The sequence below is a fragment of the Exiguobacterium sp. s125 genome (assembly GCF_018618605.1).
GTDB lineage: Bacteria > Bacillota > Bacilli > Exiguobacteriales > Exiguobacteriaceae > Exiguobacterium_A > Exiguobacterium_A oxidotolerans.
Genome location: NZ_JACSMI010000001.1, coordinates 94,175 through 113,084, shown reverse-complemented (window position 1 = coordinate 113,084; position 18,910 = coordinate 94,175). Strand labels below are relative to the sequence as shown.

The window sequence follows — 18,910 nt, the reverse complement described above, 5'->3', positions numbered from 1 at the left end:
GGGAATCATTTCCGTTAAAGTAAATCCCAACAGCATAGCTACTTATCGAGAGCGACCGAGGGATTAGGCCCAACGACGTCCGGCAACCACCAGTAATGGAACGGTGCCACATCCTACAGAACTTCTTTTGTTCTGAGAGATAAGTTACGAAATTCTACACTTCGTCGCTTTTTTCTGGTTGCTCTCTAACTGGAAAAAAGCGATTTTTTTGTATCGGGAGGGAAACATTATGATTGAGTTCGCACACATCACAAAACAATTTGTCCGTGACCGTACACCGATTTTTGCATTAAACGATGTCAACTTAACGATTGAACAAGGGGAAATTTTCGGCATCATCGGTGAATCCGGCGCCGGAAAAAGTACACTCTTACGGTTGATTAACGGACTCGAGACACCGACGAGCGGTACGGTCATAGTAGACGGAGCCAATCTATCACGTGTCTCCAAAACGTCTCTCCGCAAACTCCGTCTCCGGGTCGGTATGATCTTTCAACACTTTCAACTGATTCAGTCCCGCACCGTTGCCGACAATATCGCGTTCGCCTTAAAGGCTGCCGGTGTCAAACGGCGTGAGTTCCCGAAACGGATTCAAGAATTAACGGCACTCGTCGGACTCGAAGGATTCGAGACGAACTATCCGAGCCAACTCAGTGGTGGACAAAAACAACGCGTCGGCATCGCACGAGCGCTCGCCAACAATCCAAACATCTTACTCTGTGACGAAGCGACATCAGCGCTCGATCCGGTGACGACGCTCCAGATTCTCGATTTACTGAAAGATTTGAACGCCCGGCTCGGTTTGACGATCATCCTCATCACCCACGAAATCGATGTCGTCAAACAAATTTGTCACCGCGTTGCCGTCATGGCGCACGGTGAAGTCGTCGAAGTCGCTTCGACTTACGCCATATTTAGTCAAGCCGAACATCCGGTCACAAAACATTACGTCGATACGGCACTCCAAATCGAATTGCCGGAACGGATTTTACGGACGACACCCGGCAAAGTCATTCGACTTCAGTTCACGGGTGAAAAAACAGGTGAGAGTACCTTATCTGAAGCCATCAAACAATTCGATATCGCAGTCAGCATCCTGCATGGGAAGGTCGACTACATTCAGGACGTCGCGTTTGGCGTCTTAATCGTCAGTTTGACGGGACCGACACTGCACGTGAATCGTGCCTTAACCTGGCTCGAGGGACAGTTGCACGCAATCGAGGTGATTCAAGATGTCGCTTGACCGGTTTACGACAATGCTTCCCGACTTAACGAAAGCACTCGGAGAGACGGCCTTTATGGTCGGCATTTCACTCGCCTTTGCCATCATCATCGGAATTCCACTCGGGATTTTATTATTCATCACCGACCGCGGACTCTTTTTCCAAAACGTTTTCATTCGAACGACGTTGGACTTCGCCATCAACATCGTCCGCTCGTTACCATTCATCATCCTACTCGTTGCTTTGATTCCATTGACGCAACTCATCACGAAGACGACGATCGGTCCCGCCGCCGCCTCGGTCAGCTTGAGCGTCGCCGCGATTCCGTTTCTCGCCCGACTCGTCGAAACCTCACTCCGTGAGATTCCACCCGGCTTGATTGAAGCAGCAGAAGCGTGCGGGGCGAAACCGCTTCGCATCATTATCAGTGTTCTCCTTCCGGAAGCATTGCCCGGAATCATTCAAGGCTTGACGTTGACCTTGATCAGTCTGATTGGATTCTCAGCGATGGCAGGGATCGTCGGTGGCGGCGGAATTGGTGACCTCGCGATCCGGTTCGGTTATTACCGGTACGATAACGTCGTCATGATCATGACGATCGTCGTGCTTGTCGTCATCATTCAAGTCATTCAGGCACTCGGCAACCGGTTCGCACGTGTCGCCGATAAACGATAACTTACAAATAGAGAACGCAAGGGAGAGATTACGATGAAAAAACGCTATGCCTTTTTAGCAACAGGATTATTAGGAGCAAGCATCTTAGCCGGATGCGGTGACAGCAGTGCAAATGAAGAAACGAAGTCCATCAAAATCGGGGCGACGAGTGGTCCGTATAGCGATATGGTCAAAGAAGCGATTCAACCGGGACTCGAAAAGAAAGGCTACAACGTCGAAATCGTCGAATTCAGTGATTACATTCAACCGAACCTTGCCCTCGGGAGCGGTGATATCGATGCCAATCTGTTCCAGCACTCGATTTATTTAAAAACCTTTGCGAAAGAAAAAAATCTCGATCTCACAGGGCTGATCACTGTCCCAACCGCACCGATGGGATTATACAGCAAGTCCTATAAAACGTTGGACGATGTCAAAGAAGGCGCTGAAGTCGCAACACCCAATGACCCGACGAACCAGGCACGTGCTTTGAACCTGTTAGCGGATCAAGGTTGGATTGAACTAAAAGCAGATACCGATCCACTGACCGTCTCAGAAAAGGACATCATCAAAAATCCAAAGAAACTCGTCATCAAACCGCTTGAAGCCGCTCAGCTCCCACGCGCTGTCGAAAGTGTCGATATTTCAGCCGTTCCCGGAAATTTCGCACTTGCTGCGAAGTTCGACTTACTCGATGCACTCGCACTCGAGACGATGAACGAGCAGTACCGCAACTTAGTCGCTGTTAAGACAAGTGACGAAGACAAACAACTGGCCAAAGACTTAACCGCTGTCGTCAAATCGGATGATTTTAATGAAGTGATCGAAAAATCATTCAAAGGATTCAGCAAACCAGACTGGGCGAATTGAGCAGAAGTGTCACTTTTACGGAAAGACCTTATTCTCGCCACTTCTCAAAAGAATAAACGCCATAAAAAACCGGACGGCTCCACCTCCTTTCAATAACAGGGGTGGGCCGTCCGTTTTTTCGATAGTATCTCTGTTACTCGTCGCTCCCCTCTTCCCGAATCGCAGCCTTTCTCAGGTCTTCTTCCATTAGAAAGCCTAAAAAGATTTGCTTCCACGTGACTCCTACGGGAAAAAGCGCAAGGCTCGCTTGCGCTGTCAGAGGCAGGCGAGACCCTGCATCTTGACCTGTAATGGAAAGAGGCAACGGCTTGCGCCTCGCCCGAGGAAAGCACGGGAAGCAGGAATCTTTTCGCCTCTTAACATTCATTTCCACCGACTGACACCACATATTTTCTGATTCGTAGAATGCGTCGCCCATCCTTCCCAAATCGTCTCCGAGCGGCAAGCCTTCACGCCGCTTCGTTTCACTGCAGGGTCGCGCTTGCTTGCTCTTTCGCTCGAAAGAGATTCGTGTCAGGAAACGCGACGCATCACAGGCTTTCTAGTATTTCCTTCTATATAGAAAAGCTAAAAAAGATTCACTTCATCGTGACTCCTACGGGAAAAAGCGCAAAGCTCGCTTGCGCTGTCAGAGGCAGGCGAGACCCTGCACCTTGACCTGTAAGGGAAAGGGGCAACGGCTTACGCCTCGCCCGAGGAAAGCACGAGAAGCATGAATCTTTTCGCCTCTTAGCATTCATTTCCACCGACTGACACCACATATTTTCTGATTCGTAGAATGCGTCGCCTATCCTTCCCAAATCGTCTCCGAGCGGCAAGCCTTCGCGCCGCTTCGTTTCACTGCAGGGTTGCGCTTGCTTGCTCTTTCGCTCGAAAGCGATTCGTGTCAGGAAACGCGACGCATCACAGACTTTCTAGTATTTCCTTCTATATAGAAAAGCTAAAAAGATTCACTTCATCGTGACTCCTACGGGAAAAAGCGCAAGGCTCGCTTGCGCTGTCAGAGGAAGGCGAGACCCTGCATCTTGACCTGTAATGGAAAGAGGCAACGGCTTGCGCCTCGCCCGAGGAAAGCACGGGAAGTAAGAATCTTTCGTACCACTTATATCAACCACCTACGTTTTTTGATTCGTAAGATATCACGTTTCCCGGGACTCAAGACAAACCAAAAAGCCTAGGTTCCCATTGACGAGAACCTAGGCTTTACTTTAGTTCGTGCTATTTTCACGGTGTTCTAAAGTTAATCGTAAAGTACGGTGCATCTTTTCTAAACGCCACTCCAACATCCGCTTGTTTGAAGCCGCTTTGCATGATGTTCTCACGATGCCCTTTTGAGTTCATCAATCCCCAGTGAGCAGCGAAGACATTTGGATACCCCATCGATAAGTTTTCACCCGCCATCGAGAAGCGAATGCCTTCTGCCTTCATCCGGGCGAACGGGTCACGGCCTTCAGGATCCGTATGCGAGAAAAAGTTATTCTCCGCCATGTTTTCACTGTGTCCGCGCGTGACCGGTTTTAATGCTGTATACGGCGACAATGCAGGTTTCTTGTACTCGGCACGTTCCCAGTTCATCAGGCGTAACATCAATTTCTCATCCGTCGTCCGCAATGCTTTTGAAGCAGCACCGTAGAACCCTTCTTTTTTCGCTTCGACGTCCTTCGGAATCGCCAGTGTTGCTTTGACGCGATTTTTATCATATTGATCAAAGAAATACGTCACGTAGTTATCGTTCTTTTCATAGACGGCTGCGTGATCAAGGTTCAGCATGTAGTTCGTATTTCCCTTTCGATAGGACTTGACGACCTTCCAGCCTTTTTTCGCAAGCGTCGCTTCCGTATCTTTATTTAACGTCGCGCCTTGCGTCGTCACGCCGTCCCGGAAACGATACTTCCCGTAATCTTTCCCGTCTTTCGTCAGTGCGACAAACTCCTCTGTCGCTGTCCGTCTGACTTCCCACTTGTATCCCGGGTACTCACTTGTATATGCATCAATCAGCTTTCCCCCACTTTTCGGGTACTCCGCCTCCGCTTGTTCGATTGGAACGCTTTCGCAACCAAAGAAAGCAAATGCTATTACCCCGAGGACTAATACTTTTTTCATCCTGCTGGTCCGCCTCCTTCTTTCTTGCATTACCCTTATTTTAAAAGAAATTGAACCGTTCGAACAGTCAGAGTATCCATTCTAAGAAAATCACATGATTCATTCGACTTGTTCACAACACAGACACATTTTAGTAACATCGCCTTTAAAGGTCTGACAACTTAGTCCGAAGCCATTCTCATTTCATTATCGTACAGAAAATGAACTATTTTCCCCTCTTGTTGAAATGTGTGAACATTCTTTTATTTTCATTCTTTGCAAATCTTATTGCCGTTCTTTCATCACCTAGCTAATATTAGGAATCGTAAGGAAAAAAATACGTGTTTGTCCATATAATATCCATCAAAAGGAGTATGCCATGATTCTTCTCTATTTTATTTATGAATCGATTACGTTTCTCGCGATTCAGCAGTACTTGTTTTCAGGTTGGATGATTCTCGTTGTGTTGACGGTCTCCTTTAGTCTCGCGAACGCACATGACGAAGTTCACTATAGCCAACGTTTCGGATTCGAACTGCTCGTCCCCGGTGTCGGAAACTTATTACGGAAGAACTTTATCGTCGGTCTCGCCACGATTATTACCTTAATCATCATCCACTTCATGTACATGTTTCGGATCCTTCCTCTTGAAACTGCCCTGCTCTTCACCTTTTCAATCAGTAGCCTTTCCTTCCTATCTCTTTTTATCCGAACACACAAAAAAGCGGACCGCTAAGTCCGCTTTTTTTATTTATTGAAATTTATCAGAAGTCGTTAATTTGTAGCGTTTTGAAAGCTCAAGCCAGTTCTGTCCATCTTTTTTCGTCTTCACAAGAATATACGGCAAGCCTTTCGAAACACGAAGTTCGAGTAATTCACCTTGTTGCTGACCATGTGTTTCACTCACTTTCAACCAACGCTTTGCAATTTTTCGTTCGATGACGATGTGTTTTCCTTTTTGAACAGCGCGCCATTTTCCGATTTCAGCTTTTCCTTTGACAGGAATCGCACTCTCCGCACCTTGAATCGAAATGATTGCCGGATCGTGGTCGCTCGCGCTTCCGTCTGCTTCCATGTAATCCGAGTTGATGTTGACAATATCAGATGAAGTATAGCGTTTTAAGTTCTTCGAGATTAAGATGTGATCGAGTACTTGTGCGTTACCATTATAGACGTACGAGTAACGTTCTGATTTCGGAAGATCATCGACCGTGTTCCAAAGATTTTTCCCTTTGAGAATATCGAGTGTTTTCGAGAACTGGAAGTCATTCAAGTCACCAAGAACAACGACATTCGAGTCTTTGACTTCTGTTTCGAGTTCATTGACGAAATCTTGGACGATTGTCGCAATCGCATGACGCTGTACTTCGCTCTTACGTACGACCGGTTGATTTTTACCGAAGTCTGCTCCGTCGCCACCTTTAGAGTTAAAGTGGTTGACGATGACATGGTACGACTCCCCTTTGAAGAGGAATTCCCCGACGAGTGGCTTCCGTGAACTTGCGAAGTTCGGGTCGAGCGGTTGAATCCGTCCCGGGTTACTCGTCAACTTGCCGTTTTCGACCGAAACCGCTTCTGTTGCCGTTCCTTTTTTACCTGGTGCAAGTGAGACGCGCTCCGGATTATACAAGAAGCCGACACGGATGTTTCCGCCTGGCTGTCCGCCATCTTTTTTATCTTCTGGTGCGATGTCTGTATACGCATACTTAACGCCAGTTTTCGCTTCAATTGCTGCAATCAATGTTTCAAATGATTTGGATGCATCGACTGTTCCGCTATCAACTGCACCATCGTTATCTTGCATTTCTGTCAAACCGACGATGTCTGGTGTTTTGAGGAACGTCGCAATCCCTTCCGAGACACGATCAACTTTCCCGGCGTCTGCTGTCGAAGCAAAGTTTTCGACGTTATACGATGCGACCGTCAAACGTGACTCTCCTGTTTCGATGTTCGTCGGTTGACGATCAATTTCACTCGTGACGAGTTTCGGAAGATCAGCTGCTTTTGACAAGACTTTATAAGCAGAGTAGTTGTAGCTCATGACGCCTTCAATCGTTCCTTCAAAACGGTCACCTGATTTCGCACGGTATGACGAACTGCCCATCTCGACGAAGAGACGTTCCGGGTTGACGTTGTCTGCCGTCAAGATTGGTGTACCGCGTTTCGTGTAGACTTTGTCTGCTGTTTGCGTCCGGACCGGAATCGTCCGGTTTGCTTGTGGACCTGTGACGATGGCATTCGGAAGTGCAACACGCATCCCTTCGACACTTTCATACAGGTCGATTGCATCTTCTTCCGGATCAAAGTTCGCGAACGCATCGTTATCGACGACATCCGTCGGAATCAAGACGCCGTCCCCACCGAGGACGATGCTTGCAGGTAATCCTTCGTTAAGTGCTCCTTTAACGAGGTTGACAGCACTGAGCTCTGTTACAGGCAAGTCTGTCTCCGCTTTATCACTATATCCACCTAATAGCCATTCTTTCACATATCCAGTTGTCGCGACCTTTTGTCCGACTGCCGCTCCGTGGTTTTTCGAATACACTAAGATACCTTCAGATGTCTTACTGTTATTATCCGGATTCGGATCCTGCATGTAGAAGTTGTTTGCATCCACGATATACGTGACGACACCTGTCGTCCGGACGAGTTGATCGGCGTATGGAGACAAATGTGCAATTCCTTGGATACTGCTGATTTTCGTGAGGGGTGGTGCGATGTAATATTTGAACGTTGAAACGGCTGACGTTTTACCATTCTTGACGACGACTGCTTGAATCGTCAGTTCCTCATTAATTGTGATCGGCTCTGAGTAAACCGGACTTTCAACTGTCGGTGTTGATCCATCGACTGTATAGTGAATCGTCCCTTCCCCTGTAAGCGTTACTTTATCACCACGCTCAACTTCGCCGACCGGGTCAGCCGTTGGTGCAACGAGAATATCGCCTGCTTCTGCTTTATGTGATCCTAAATCTGTTAATGTATCGACCGGGAAGCTTGTCCATTGTGACGGTTCATATGTTTTTGAACCGGTCGTCACGTTCGTGTTACGGACGAGCGTCGTATCTTTCGCGAAATCCGCACTTGATCCGATTGGTCCGATGATGTCGAGGACGACATCTCCTTTTTTCAGGGCAACGGGATCGTTACCGTTGAAGTTCAGTGATCCTGTCGTTTGTTGTGCTTTTGCTTTAATGTCAGCATTTGCACTTGAGTTTGCAATGACGAATGTTTTCCCCGGGTCAATCGTTCCGGAAAGCGTGATTTTTGATTCAGACGGTCCACCATTCGTATACTGTACGAGTGTGTAGTCAGCGAGATTGATGATTTGTCCCGAACCATTGTAAATCTCGATCGCTTTGTTATTGCTCGATCCTTCTATGTACTCTGACAGGATGACGCCTTCGCCCTCTGCCCCTACGATGATGCCTGCCTGCGGAAGAATACCTGCTGTTAATGCTCCGACCAATGCCCACTTACCAAACGTACTTCCGTATTTCATGATGTTGACCCCCTATTTAATTTTCTGACACTTCTTTATAATATCAGAAATAATTTGGAAAAGTGTATATTTTTCGTAAAAAAAGATGTTATCCTTCGTAAATGATAATAATGGTATCGCTTACAAATTTTTATCGTTCGCTTTTATTATAATTATCTTTTGGAGTCACTCTCATCAATAGATGTCTTCCCACCGTTAGCAAGTTAAAAAAGGGCATAAAAAAAACGCCTTCTCAGCGTGTTGGTTTCTTTTACATTAGTTGTCAGTGGAATCGAGGACACAGGTGATCAAAACACCTGAAACGACGAAAGCCCTACCTCTCTTTCGTTGTTACGGCTCCTTGGCCGCGCCAGCTGAATCAAGCGTTTTAGCAAGAATCAAGTTGCGTATTAGGTTACGCATTTACTGGGATTTTTAGAGTTTCGCTCGGATGAGCTGAAAAGTATCGAATGGAAGGTTTATCTTGCTGGGTCAACTTCTTCCCTAAAGAAGAAGGACAAAATAAAAGCGATGACTTATGTCTGACTCGATTGTCAGTTAAGGTCTAAAAATCCTGACCTGATTATTAAATTGTGTATTGTGGGTTAAAGATTCTCACATGAGTGATCATCCCCGATTCATGACATTTCTTAATATAACACAAAATATTTTACAAAGTCAATCTTTTTTTATCTCTAGATTTCTTTGACTAAATCAAGTTGATACAGACCTTAGAAATCGCTATCGTAAAGATACAAATACTATAGAAGAAACGAGGTACACATTATGCCGACAAACCGGTTGATTCACGAAACAAGCCCTTACCTGCAACAACATGCTTCCAATCCGGTTGATTGGTATCCGTGGGGAGAAGAAGCCTTCACTGCCGCCCGGACAGCAAATAAACCGATTTTTTTATCGATTGGTTATTCGACCTGTCACTGGTGCCACGTCCTTGCCCATGAAAGTTTCGAGGATGACGAAACGGCGACGATGCTCAATGAACGTTTCATCTCGATTAAAGTCGACCGGGAGGAACGACCGGATATCGACCAAATCTACATGACGGCAGCCCAAATCATGACCGGTCAAGGAGGGTGGCCGCTCAGCGTCTTCATGTCCCCGGAACAAGTTCCGTTTTACATCGGAACGTATTTTCCGAAGACACCCCAGTTCAACCGTCCGAGTTTCCGGCAAGTCCTGCTTCAGCTGAGCGAACACTATCAAACGGATCCGCAAAAAATTAAACGGGTCGGTACACAAATCGAACAGGCGTTGCTCGATGTCAGCACGGTCAAGCAGCACGGCACGCTGGATGAGGAGCTGTTACACACAACATTCGACCAAGCGATGCGCCAATTCGATGTCGCGCATGGCGGATTTGGCGGTGCACCGAAATTCCCGTCTCCGTCCCTGTTGACGTTCCTGCTCGATTATTACCAGTACGCGGAAGACGAGACGGCACTCCAGATGGTCATGCGGACGCTGACTGCGATGCGTGACGGCGGCATCACCGATCAAGTCGGCTTCGGCCTCTATCGTTATACCGTGGATGCCGCTTGGGTGATTCCCCATTTTGAAAAGATGCTCTACGATAATGCCTTGTTCGCGACCCTTTGCCTCGAGACGTATCAAGCTTCCGGGAATGACCGCTTCAAACAGTACGCGGAAGAAATCTTCACGTATGTCGAACGTGACCTGTTATCGAACGAAGGTGCTTTCTACTCGGCAGAAGATGCGGATAGTGACGGTCACGAAGGACTATTTTATAGTTTCTCCTATGATGAGCTGATACAACTGCTAGGTGAAGAAGCCTTCTTCCCGCGGTATTACGGTGCAACACCAAACGGGAACTTCGAAGGACGGAATGTGTTTCACCGCTCAAATCAAGATCTCCACGCATTCGCTGCTGAAGTAGCACGCCCCGTCGCAGATGTCGTGCGCCAACTTGAACACGAACGGCAACAACTCTTTTCACACCGTGCGCATCGAACTCGACCATTTCGGGATGATAAGATTTTGACGTCATGGAACGCGTTAATGATTTCCGCTTTTGCAAAAGCAGGACGGATTTTAGGAAACCCGCATTATACGACCGTTGCCAAACGCGCGCTCACCTTCATCGAGCACCACTTATTCGATGGTAGCCGCTTACGCGTCAGCTATCGAGAAGGACACGCTCAAGGCAGAGGATTTCTCGACGACTACAGTTTTCTCGCGGAAGCTTATCTCGAGTTACATCTTACGACACAAGAAGTACCGTACCTTAAACAGGCTCGTCGCCTGACGGATGTCATGCTTTCAGCGTTCGGCGATCCGTCCGGTAGTTTTTTCTTCACGGCGTCAGAAGCAGAACGCCTGTTGATTCGACCGAAGGAAGTCTATGACGGTGTGACACCGGCTGGTAATAGCACAGCGACCTTGAACTTATTCCGCCTCTCCCAATTGACGGGAGACTCGCGTTATCTCGAGACGGCGCACCGTATCCTTCAATCGGTCGCGGAAGATATCAAGCAACAACCGACCGGTTATGCTTCATTAATGAGCGCTTATTGCCGTATCATGATGAAGCCTCAAGAATTGATTGTGTTAGCAGACGACATGACGAAGGTCGAACCGTATCTCCGGCGCCTCTTCAAACGCCGTCACCCGGAGTTATCCCTTCTCGTCGGCCGAAAAGCAGAACTACTCGAAATCGCTCCATTTATCGAAGACTACCAGTTGATCGCGGGTCAGCCGACAGCCTATCTGTGCCACGACTTTACGTGCGATCAACCGACGACAAACCTCGATGAACTCCTCGCTCAACTGGATCTCTAACAATCATTCCCTTCTGTTTTCTACAAACAGAAGGGTTTTTCAAAAATCTAAACCCCTATTTTCAAAAAAATTCTAATTTTACTTTAGATAAATGTTTTATTGTCGATAGTAGAGATAGGAACACTTATCTTACACCTTAGAATCGACACCCTAGAGCCTGAAACGTCCCCGGACGAATTCTAACTAGGAGGAAATGCTCTTTGAACACGACACTATTCACGAAAACCTTGAAGATGCTCGTCAGCTTCATCATGGTCCTCGGCGTATTGTTTACGTATACTAAAGCACCTGAGGCCGCCACGACGAAAGCGACGACTTATCGCCTGTCTACAGATAGTTATCTGTATGACCGGACGACATCTTCCCGGAAACGCTTGTTGACGATCAAGACCGGAACAATCGTTTCATCCACGTATGAATCTACTTCTGGCTATTTCAGAAGAGTAACGTACGGCGGAAAAACGGGATACGTCGCGTCAAAATATTTAACACCCTACTATCAAAAACAATCGATCAGTGGGCAACGCTTCGCCATTTCAAAACCGATGACGCTCCATCAATCTGCGATGACGACCGCGAAAACAATCGCGACACTCGATGCAAACGATGTCTACTACACTTCTCAAAAGGTCATCAATCCTTACGGTGAAGTGTGGTATCGCGTCATGTACGACGGAAAAACAAGCTACATTCAAGCGCTCAACGCAAATCCGATCAGCTATCAACGTTTGACGGATACGACGTATGAGACGACCGATGCGTACAGCCTTCGTCAATACGCAGGAACAGGCTTCCCGCGTGAACTCGTCGTTCCGAGCGGGACGTCCTTAAAGACGACAGGTCGCATTGGGGATTGGTTCAAAGTATCCTATGCCGGAAAATCCGGTTATATGTACAAAGAGGCATTCCTTGGCGCCTCTAAACAAAACGTCACGACAATCCAAGAAACAACGTTCAAATTAAAGCTCACGACGTCGCTTTATGATGCGACGGACTTAAGTAAAAAATCGCTTTTGACGATCCCAAGCGGTACTCTCGTCAAATCGACCGTCAAATCAGGTCTCTATCACCGTGTTACATACAACGGAAAAACAGGCTATGTATTAACGACGGCACTCACTGAGTATACGTCGACTGCTAAAATCGCTTCTTCTCGTTTCATGATGACGAAGTCGCTTGAAATTAAAGCGACCCCATCCAGTACGAGTTCTACAAAAGCGACATTCCACTCAGGTGATGTCTACTATACAAAATACTTGGTGACGAACGCGATTGGCGAACAATGGCACAAAGTATCAAAAGATGGTCAGACTGGGTATGTCAAAATCAATCAAGGAACGTCGATCGCTTATAAAGCACTGACGGATCTCTCCTTAAAAACGACTGCTCCGACGGCACTTCGTTCCTATGCCGGTCCTTCATATGCGACCGTCAAAACGATTCCGACGGGTACGGTCATCGCAATTAAAGGTCAAATCGGCAGCTGGTACAAAATCACGTATGATGGCAAATCAGGTTATGCAGCAGCTTCGACGTTTGCCGATCATGTCACGACTGAAAAAATACCAGGTGTCCGTTTCAAACTTTCAACTGACGTCGCCATCAAATCTTCACCAAAATCGTCAGCAACGACAGTCGCGACGTTCAGCAAGGATGACATTTATTACACGACTGAAGTCGTCACAAACGGCTCAGCTAAATGGCACCGTGTCACAAAAGACGGTAAGACAGGTTACATCCCTGTCAATCAAGGAACGCCCGTCTCTTATGCGTCAGAAGACTTGAATGTCAAGACGACTGCAACGACGTCACTCCGCTCTTACGCCGGATCTTACGACGTCATTAAAGCAATCCCGGCAGGAACGATCTTAACGATCAAAGGCAAAATCAACGAGTGGTACAAACTCTCGTTCGATGGAAAAACGGGTTATGCCGACTCTGCTACAATGACGGAATTAATCACGAAGCAATCCTTGTCTTCTTCACGCTTCATCTTATCGAAATCCGTCGAAATCAAAGCAAGTCATCATTCGACTGCTGATACGATCAAGACACTATCGGCTGGAAACGTCTACTATACGACGCAGCTCGTCACGAATGGACGCGATGAGAAGTGGCACCGTATGTCAATCGACGGACAAACAGGTTATGTCAAGATCAATCAAGGAACACCGATCTTATATAACAGCTTACCTTCACACCAGTATGAAGCGACAGCTGCAACGCCAATCCGCTCGTACGCTGGATCATCATACGCAACACTCACGACGATTCCGACTGACACAGTCGTGACGCTAAGCGGACAGATTGGTGAATGGGTCAAAGTAACTTACAATGGCAAAACGGGTTATGCTTCGAGCGCTACACTGAAAGAGCATCTCGAAACGAAAAAAATCACAGGTTCACGCTTCTTGCTGAACAGTGCCATTGCCGTCAAATCATCTCCGGATGATACGGCAACAACTGTCACGACGTTAGGTTTCGGAAATGTTTACTACACGACGACACTCGTCACGACATTCACGAACAGCCAGTGGCATAAAATCACGGTCGATGGGAAAACAGGGTACGTCAAACTCGGTCAAGCGACGTCACCAATCAGCTACACGGCAAAAGACAAGCTTTATGTAAGAGCAACTGCGCCTACGTCACTTCGCTCGTACGTTGGTGATTCTTACAACGTCTTAACGACGATTCCTGCAAACATCGTCCTGACCGTCACTGGTCAAATCGGAAACTGGTATAAAGTCAGCTACGATGGTAAAACAGGCTATGCGTATAATGGCACACTCGTCACGACATCATCGAAATTGAACGTCTACAACTCAGTTGCGACACCGTACACGTTCGACAGTTTCATCAGTGCACAAATGAAATTGTATCCATCACCACAAACGGATCTGTACAAAAATAAGATCATGTATGTCAGTGCTGGTTACGTCCGACTCGGCGGTGGACTCGACCCCGTTTACGGGACGCTTGCAACCGTCACAGCGACGACACCGCTCAACATCCGCTCAGGCGCGACGACAGCGAGTCACATCTATGGTCAGTTCAAACCAAACAATTTAATTAAGGTCTACCAAAACGTCAGCGGTTTCTATACGACGTATCCACGCGTCTACAGTTCATCTTCGAACTACTCGACAATCCAGTGGTTAAATGCACTCGAGTCAGACGTCCGTGATATCGCTGATCCATTGAAGGTCGACCGTAACTCACAATCATTCTATCAATTCCTTGATTTATCGAAGTCGACGGGTGCTTCTGCCGCGACGCTCGATAAAGTCATCGGTTCAAAAGGCATCTTTGCAAAATGTACGACAGGAAGTTGCGGACAAGCTTTCATCGACGCAGGTTCAAAATATGCAGTCAATGAAGCATACCTCATCTCGCATGCGATGCTTGAGACAGGCAACGGCACGTCGACACTCGCGATGGGTGTGACATGGAACGGACGTAAAGTCTACAACATGTACGGAATCGGTGCATATGACTATGATGCGATCAATACTGGCGCAGCTTACGCGTACAGCCAAGGCTGGTTCACACCGGAAGCAGCGATCATTGGTGGTGCGGAGTTCATTAGCACGAAGTACATCCATAATGCCTACGACCAAAACACGCTTTACAAAATGCGCTGGAGTCCGACGCGCCCTGGTTCCCATCAATATGCAACAGACATGGGCTGGGCCGTTAAACAGACGTACCAACTCTATAACCTCTATCAACAGATGGACAGTTATACGGCCGTCTTCGATATTCCAGTTTTCGCACGATAAACACGACTTTGCTTCGCAACAAAAAAACGCTGTTCCCGTCATTGCGGAAACAGCGTTTTTTCTTTGACCGATGATTATGATTGCTCATTCATTTTAGCTTGGACCGTCAAAGGAGCTAGCATCGTTACCCACAGGGCAACCACTCCAGAAACAAGAATCACAATATCGCGTTCGAATCCAAGGGTCAACAACGTAATACAACTTGCGACCAGTACGAGACAGAGCGTCGCGATCATGACATGACGCGATTGTTTCAACATTTTTCTCATGTGGCATCTCTCCTTTCCTTCCATACTCGCTTACTATTCTAACAAAGATCAGGTCGCTTGTGGGGCAGTGACACGGGATTGACGACGCTTTGTGACGGAACTGTCATCTGAAAGTTTACGTTTTCGGCGCCTCAGACATTCATTTGGTACACTGTTAGGTAAGACAGGTTAAGGGGGAATTTTTTTGTTACACGAACACTCATTCACACGCGTCGACGGTACGACAGCGACGTTAGACGACTACAAAGGACAAGCTTGGCTGATCGTCAATACCGCCAGTAAATGCGGCTTGACGCCACAATTCGAAGGACTCGAACAGTTGCATCAAACGTATCGCGATCAGGGTCTCGTCGTTCTCGGTTTCCCGTGTAATCAATTTGCCGGGCAGGATCCGGGCACGGATGAAGAAATCCAAGAATTTTGCCAAATCAACTACGGTGTCACGTTCCCGGTCTTCTCAAAAGTCGAAGTCAACTGCGCGCAGACCCATCCCTTATTCGCCGAACTAAAAGCAGCCGCACCAAACGCAGACGGTGCGGACGACGTCGAATGGAACTTCACGAAGTTCCTCGTCACGCGAGATGGTGAAGTGACACGCTTCTCACCGAAGACGAACCCAACTGATTTGACAGCAGCCATCGAACGCTTACTCGTTCGTGTCTGAACACGAAAAGACCACCGACCGGATTCTTCAGTGAATCTGACCAGTGGTCTTTTCTATTTAAGGTGTGCCCGGCTCAAGGTGTCCTTTAATCATCTCTTCCGCGAGACGTGTCACGTCCTCGATATCACGCATTTCTGTAAACGAATGTCCCCAGACGTCAAGTCGTTCGATTTCTTCGATCGGCTGCGTGCTGAAACGTTCGCCCGTCGGTTCAAATGAACTGGCGATCGTCGACTCAAACGCGGCATACTTTAATAACCACGGTTTGTCCGTCAACAACTTCACGACCTGCTTCGGTTGTTTGAACGCGACGTCGCCGACCAGTACGACGGGGTCAAATCGCTCATGGAGCGGGTGCGTATATTGGACAGACACGACGAGCGCATGTTGGACATGCTTGTCATTTTGTCGGATGTACGACCGCGTCAAAAAATGTGGGACAAGTGACTCGGCACTATCTTTTGTCTGATGGATGCTTAAGCCATGCTCGGTCTGTACAAGATCGGGAAGAATCGGTTCGTACCCTCGATTCGCCAACTGCTGGTCCAGCTCTTTAAATAATAATAGTGTATGTTCGACGAGTGCCCGCACTTGACGAAATGACAGTTGAATCGATTGATTGATCATGAATGTGACCTGCCTTCCAAATGATATGGTAATATATAGTCTTTTACCCAGCTTAGACAGGCTTCATTCCTATTCTTTGAAAATCGTGCTAAGATTTCGAATTCACGTATTTAATCGACGCGTGATTTGCTCAGCACGACGAGCGAGACGCAAACGGGATAATTCGCTGTCTAACGTGACGCATTCGTCAGCATCATGAATCGATTCACAGATTAAAGCTGGCGCGTATGGACGTTCGACATGACCAGCAAGTATCACGCATGGTACTAAAGCTTCGTTCGCCTGCTCAGCGACGATTGCGGGTAACTTCCCTAGTGCCGTTTGCGCATCCACTTTCCCTTCCCCTGTCCAGACGTAATCTGCCGCTTCGAGCCGTTGATCAAACTTAATCTGATTCAACAAAAAGAGTGCTCCGGACAAGATATCCGCCCCTAATGCCGCAACAGCTCCACCTAACCCGCCTGCAGCACCAGCACCTGCGACTTCGTTGACACCGAGTATGTTACCGATTCGTTCGAGATGAACATCGAGCACATCAATTTCTCGCGCCGTCAATCCCTTTTGTAGTCCGAATACTTTCGCTGCCCCATGCTTTCCGGCATAAGCAGCTGTTACATCTGCCAACACGTGAAGTTTGACGGCAAGCTTTGGCAAGATGATGTGTTCCGTCTCGAGTAAAGGGTTGTCCGTCCAAGTAATCGGTTGACTTTGTCCGTCAAGCAACACTGCACCGAGTTCATACAAAAATCCAAGTCCTCCATCCGTCGTCCCTGTCCCACCGAGTGCCAAAAAAAATTCTGTTGCCCCTGCCTCCATCGCGCGGAGCACGAGTCGCCCGACGCCTCTCGTATGAAGAGTGATCGGCAAATCGGTTGCTCTGACCTCTGTCCAAGACCACAAACTCTCGCCACCTCGATGATGGCTTGTTCATTTTTCCTGGTATATTGTGCCCGAATCGGACGACCTGCTAAATCGATTGTTTCTGCTTCTGCTTGAACAAAGCCGTTTGCAAACAGCATCTCAAGTGTTCCTTCTCCTCCATCTGCTCCCGGGTTCCAGTCAATCGTCGCCTCTCGATCCCCTTGTAAAATCCCGTTTTGGACGGCCAACGCTACTTCCTCCGATGTCAAACTGCCTTTGAAACTATCGCTGATGTTGAACTACCTCCACCTACGCTTCGCTTAGAGGTGGAGGATTCCTGAGTGATCCGACCTAACGGTCGAAAATTGATCAGGCTAACCCCGTCGTCCCGACGGTTGAAGAAGCTAAGAGGCGTTCTGCTTCTTGTTTAAGATTCAATCCTGCGTTCACATCCCGGTCGTGATGGATCCCGCAACTCGGACATGTCCATTCACGCAATCCAAGATGTTTCACGTCTTTGTGTTGATGTCCGCAACTGGAACACAGTTGACTAGAGGCGAAGGTCTTGCCGACTTTCACGACGGTCTTTCCGTACCATCCCGCCTTGTATCCGAGCATGCGGAAGAACTCCGACCAACTGACCTCGGAGATGGACTTGCTCAACTTGCGATTCTTCTGCATGGTCTTCACCTGCAAGGTCTCGATGCCGATGACGCCGTGGTTTTTGACGATCTCGGTCGATACCTTGTGCAGGAAATCGGTTCGCTTGTTGGCGATCTTCTCGTGGATGCGGGCGACCTTCCGCTTCTGCTTCTGATAGTTCTTCGCCTCGGAAAGTGTTCCTTTCTTGTCCAAGGCCAACCGTTGACGACGAGAGAGTTTACGTTGTTCACGTGCCAGCTTTTTCTCAAGCGAACGGAAGTAACGGTCATTCTTGTACACCGTGCCGTCCGACAGGATGGCGAAGTGCTTCAACCCGACATCGACGCCGACGGATGAACCCGTCTTCGGCATTTCATTGCTCTCCTGCTCGACGAGCAGGGAGACGAAGTATTTTCCTGGAGCGTTCCGCCGGATGGTCGCGTTCAAGATGCGTCCGACGACCTGCCTCGAGTTGGCGAAACGCACCCACTTCAGCTTTGGAATTTTGATTTTGGCGCCGACGATCGAGACTTCTGGAAGTTGAGACTTGCCCTGAATGTTCGTCTTATACGATTGAACAGGGTTGCACTTTGACTTGAAGCGGGGTCGTTCGTTCTGCTTCTGGAAGAAGCGGTCAAAGGCATCGGCAAGATGTTTGACGCTCGTTTGCACAGACGTGCTATCGACTTCCTTCAGCCAGTCGAACGCCTGCTTCAACATCGGAATTTCTTTCGAACAAGAACCGTAAGACAGTCCTTTTCCTGTCATTTTGTATGTCTCATCCCACTTCGCCAAAAAGTGATTGAAGACGAAGCGCGAACAACCAATCGTCTTCGCAATCAGGATTTCCTGCTCTTTTGTCGGATAGATTCTGAATTTGTAGGCCTTGTGAGTCAACAAGATTTTTCACCTCCTTCAAAAAGAATATACCCGAA

13 protein-coding genes, 1 pseudogene and 1 riboswitch are annotated in these 18,910 nt (G+C 47.8%); of the genes and pseudogenes, 7 read left to right on the top strand and 7 right to left on the bottom strand.

The features are described 5' to 3' along the window. Positions 1–39 precede the first annotated feature (39 nt). Positions 40–146, top strand: a riboswitch (SAM riboswitch). An 83-nt stretch (positions 147–229) separates the two neighbouring features. Genes KNQ05_RS00505 through KNQ05_RS00495 form a run of 3 tightly spaced genes read left to right on the top strand, consistent with a single transcriptional unit; the run spans position 230 to position 2,747 of the window. Next, positions 230–1,243 carry a methionine ABC transporter ATP-binding protein gene (locus tag KNQ05_RS00505; protein WP_214768915.1) on the top strand — a complete coding sequence of 338 codons (1,014 nt, stop codon included), beginning with the start codon at positions 230–232 and terminating at the stop codon, positions 1,241–1,243. Further along, positions 1,233–1,898 carry a methionine ABC transporter permease gene (locus KNQ05_RS00500; protein WP_214767083.1) on the top strand — a complete coding sequence of 222 codons (666 nt, stop codon included), beginning with the start codon at positions 1,233–1,235 and terminating at the stop codon, positions 1,896–1,898. The genes KNQ05_RS00505 and KNQ05_RS00500 overlap by 11 nt, the downstream gene beginning before the upstream one ends. Positions 1,899–1,931: 33 nt before the next feature. Further along, on the top strand, positions 1,932–2,747 hold the full coding sequence (locus KNQ05_RS00495) for a MetQ/NlpA family ABC transporter substrate-binding protein (protein ID WP_088837861.1): 816 nt from the start codon (positions 1,932–1,934) through the stop codon (positions 2,745–2,747). Positions 2,748–3,971: 1,224 nt separating this feature from the next. Here the strand turns inward: KNQ05_RS00495 and KNQ05_RS00490 are convergent. Beyond that, complete coding sequence (locus KNQ05_RS00490; RefSeq protein WP_214767081.1) at positions 3,972–4,850, bottom strand: CAP domain-containing protein; 879 nt, start codon at positions 4,848–4,850, stop codon at positions 3,972–3,974. Positions 4,851–5,208: 358 nt separating this feature from the next. Between KNQ05_RS00490 and KNQ05_RS00485 the strand changes: the two genes are divergently transcribed. Beyond that, positions 5,209–5,565, top strand: a complete 357-nt coding sequence (locus KNQ05_RS00485; protein WP_214768919.1) for a hypothetical protein — start codon at positions 5,209–5,211, stop codon at positions 5,563–5,565. Positions 5,566–5,580: 15 nt separating this feature from the next. Here KNQ05_RS00485 and KNQ05_RS00480 read toward each other — a convergent pair whose 3' ends face one another. Then, on the bottom strand, positions 5,581–8,331 hold the full coding sequence (locus tag KNQ05_RS00480) for an FN3 associated domain-containing protein (protein WP_214804274.1): 2,751 nt from the start codon (positions 8,329–8,331) through the stop codon (positions 5,581–5,583). 765 nt (positions 8,332–9,096) lie between these two features. Between KNQ05_RS00480 and KNQ05_RS00475 the strand changes: the two genes are divergently transcribed. Continuing rightward, positions 9,097–11,130, top strand: coding sequence for a thioredoxin domain-containing protein (locus KNQ05_RS00475; RefSeq protein ID WP_214767074.1), 2,034 nt, complete (start codon positions 9,097–9,099; stop codon positions 11,128–11,130). Positions 11,131–11,330: 200 nt separating this feature from the next. Continuing rightward, positions 11,331–14,912, top strand: coding sequence for an SH3 domain-containing protein (locus KNQ05_RS00470; RefSeq protein ID WP_214804273.1), 3,582 nt, complete (start codon positions 11,331–11,333; stop codon positions 14,910–14,912). A 74-nt stretch (positions 14,913–14,986) separates the two neighbouring features. On the opposite strand, the gene KNQ05_RS00465 is transcribed toward KNQ05_RS00470, so the two are convergent. Beyond that, a complete protein-coding gene (locus KNQ05_RS00465; protein WP_088837867.1) occupies positions 14,987–15,181 on the bottom strand; it encodes a hypothetical protein in 195 nt (64 codons plus the stop codon). Positions 15,182–15,365: 184 nt separating this feature from the next. Here KNQ05_RS00465 and KNQ05_RS00460 point away from each other — a divergent pair, with 184 nt between their 5' ends. Further along, complete coding sequence (locus KNQ05_RS00460) at positions 15,366–15,845, top strand: glutathione peroxidase (RefSeq protein ID WP_214804272.1); 480 nt, start codon at positions 15,366–15,368, stop codon at positions 15,843–15,845. A gap of 57 nt (positions 15,846–15,902) precedes the next feature. Here KNQ05_RS00460 and KNQ05_RS00455 read toward each other — a convergent pair whose 3' ends face one another. The 4 genes and pseudogenes from KNQ05_RS00455 to tnpB form a co-directional block, all read right to left on the bottom strand. Beyond that, positions 15,903–16,472 carry a hypothetical protein gene (locus KNQ05_RS00455; RefSeq protein WP_214804271.1) on the bottom strand — a complete coding sequence of 190 codons (570 nt, stop codon included), beginning with the start codon at positions 16,470–16,472 and terminating at the stop codon, positions 15,903–15,905. Between the two features lie 102 nt (positions 16,473–16,574). Continuing rightward, positions 16,575–17,372 carry a glycerate kinase gene (locus KNQ05_RS00450; RefSeq protein WP_251132456.1) on the bottom strand — a complete coding sequence of 266 codons (798 nt, stop codon included), beginning with the start codon at positions 17,370–17,372 and terminating at the stop codon, positions 16,575–16,577. Between the two features lie 41 nt (positions 17,373–17,413). Beyond that, positions 17,414–17,581 (bottom strand): annotated as a pseudogene (locus KNQ05_RS15625) (glycerate kinase); the annotation flags it as partial. A 121-nt stretch (positions 17,582–17,702) separates the two neighbouring features. Next, a complete protein-coding gene (tnpB, locus tag KNQ05_RS00445) occupies positions 17,703–18,875 on the bottom strand; it encodes an IS200/IS605 family element RNA-guided endonuclease TnpB (protein ID WP_214804270.1) in 1,173 nt (390 codons plus the stop codon). Positions 18,876–18,910: the final 35 nt, after the last annotated feature.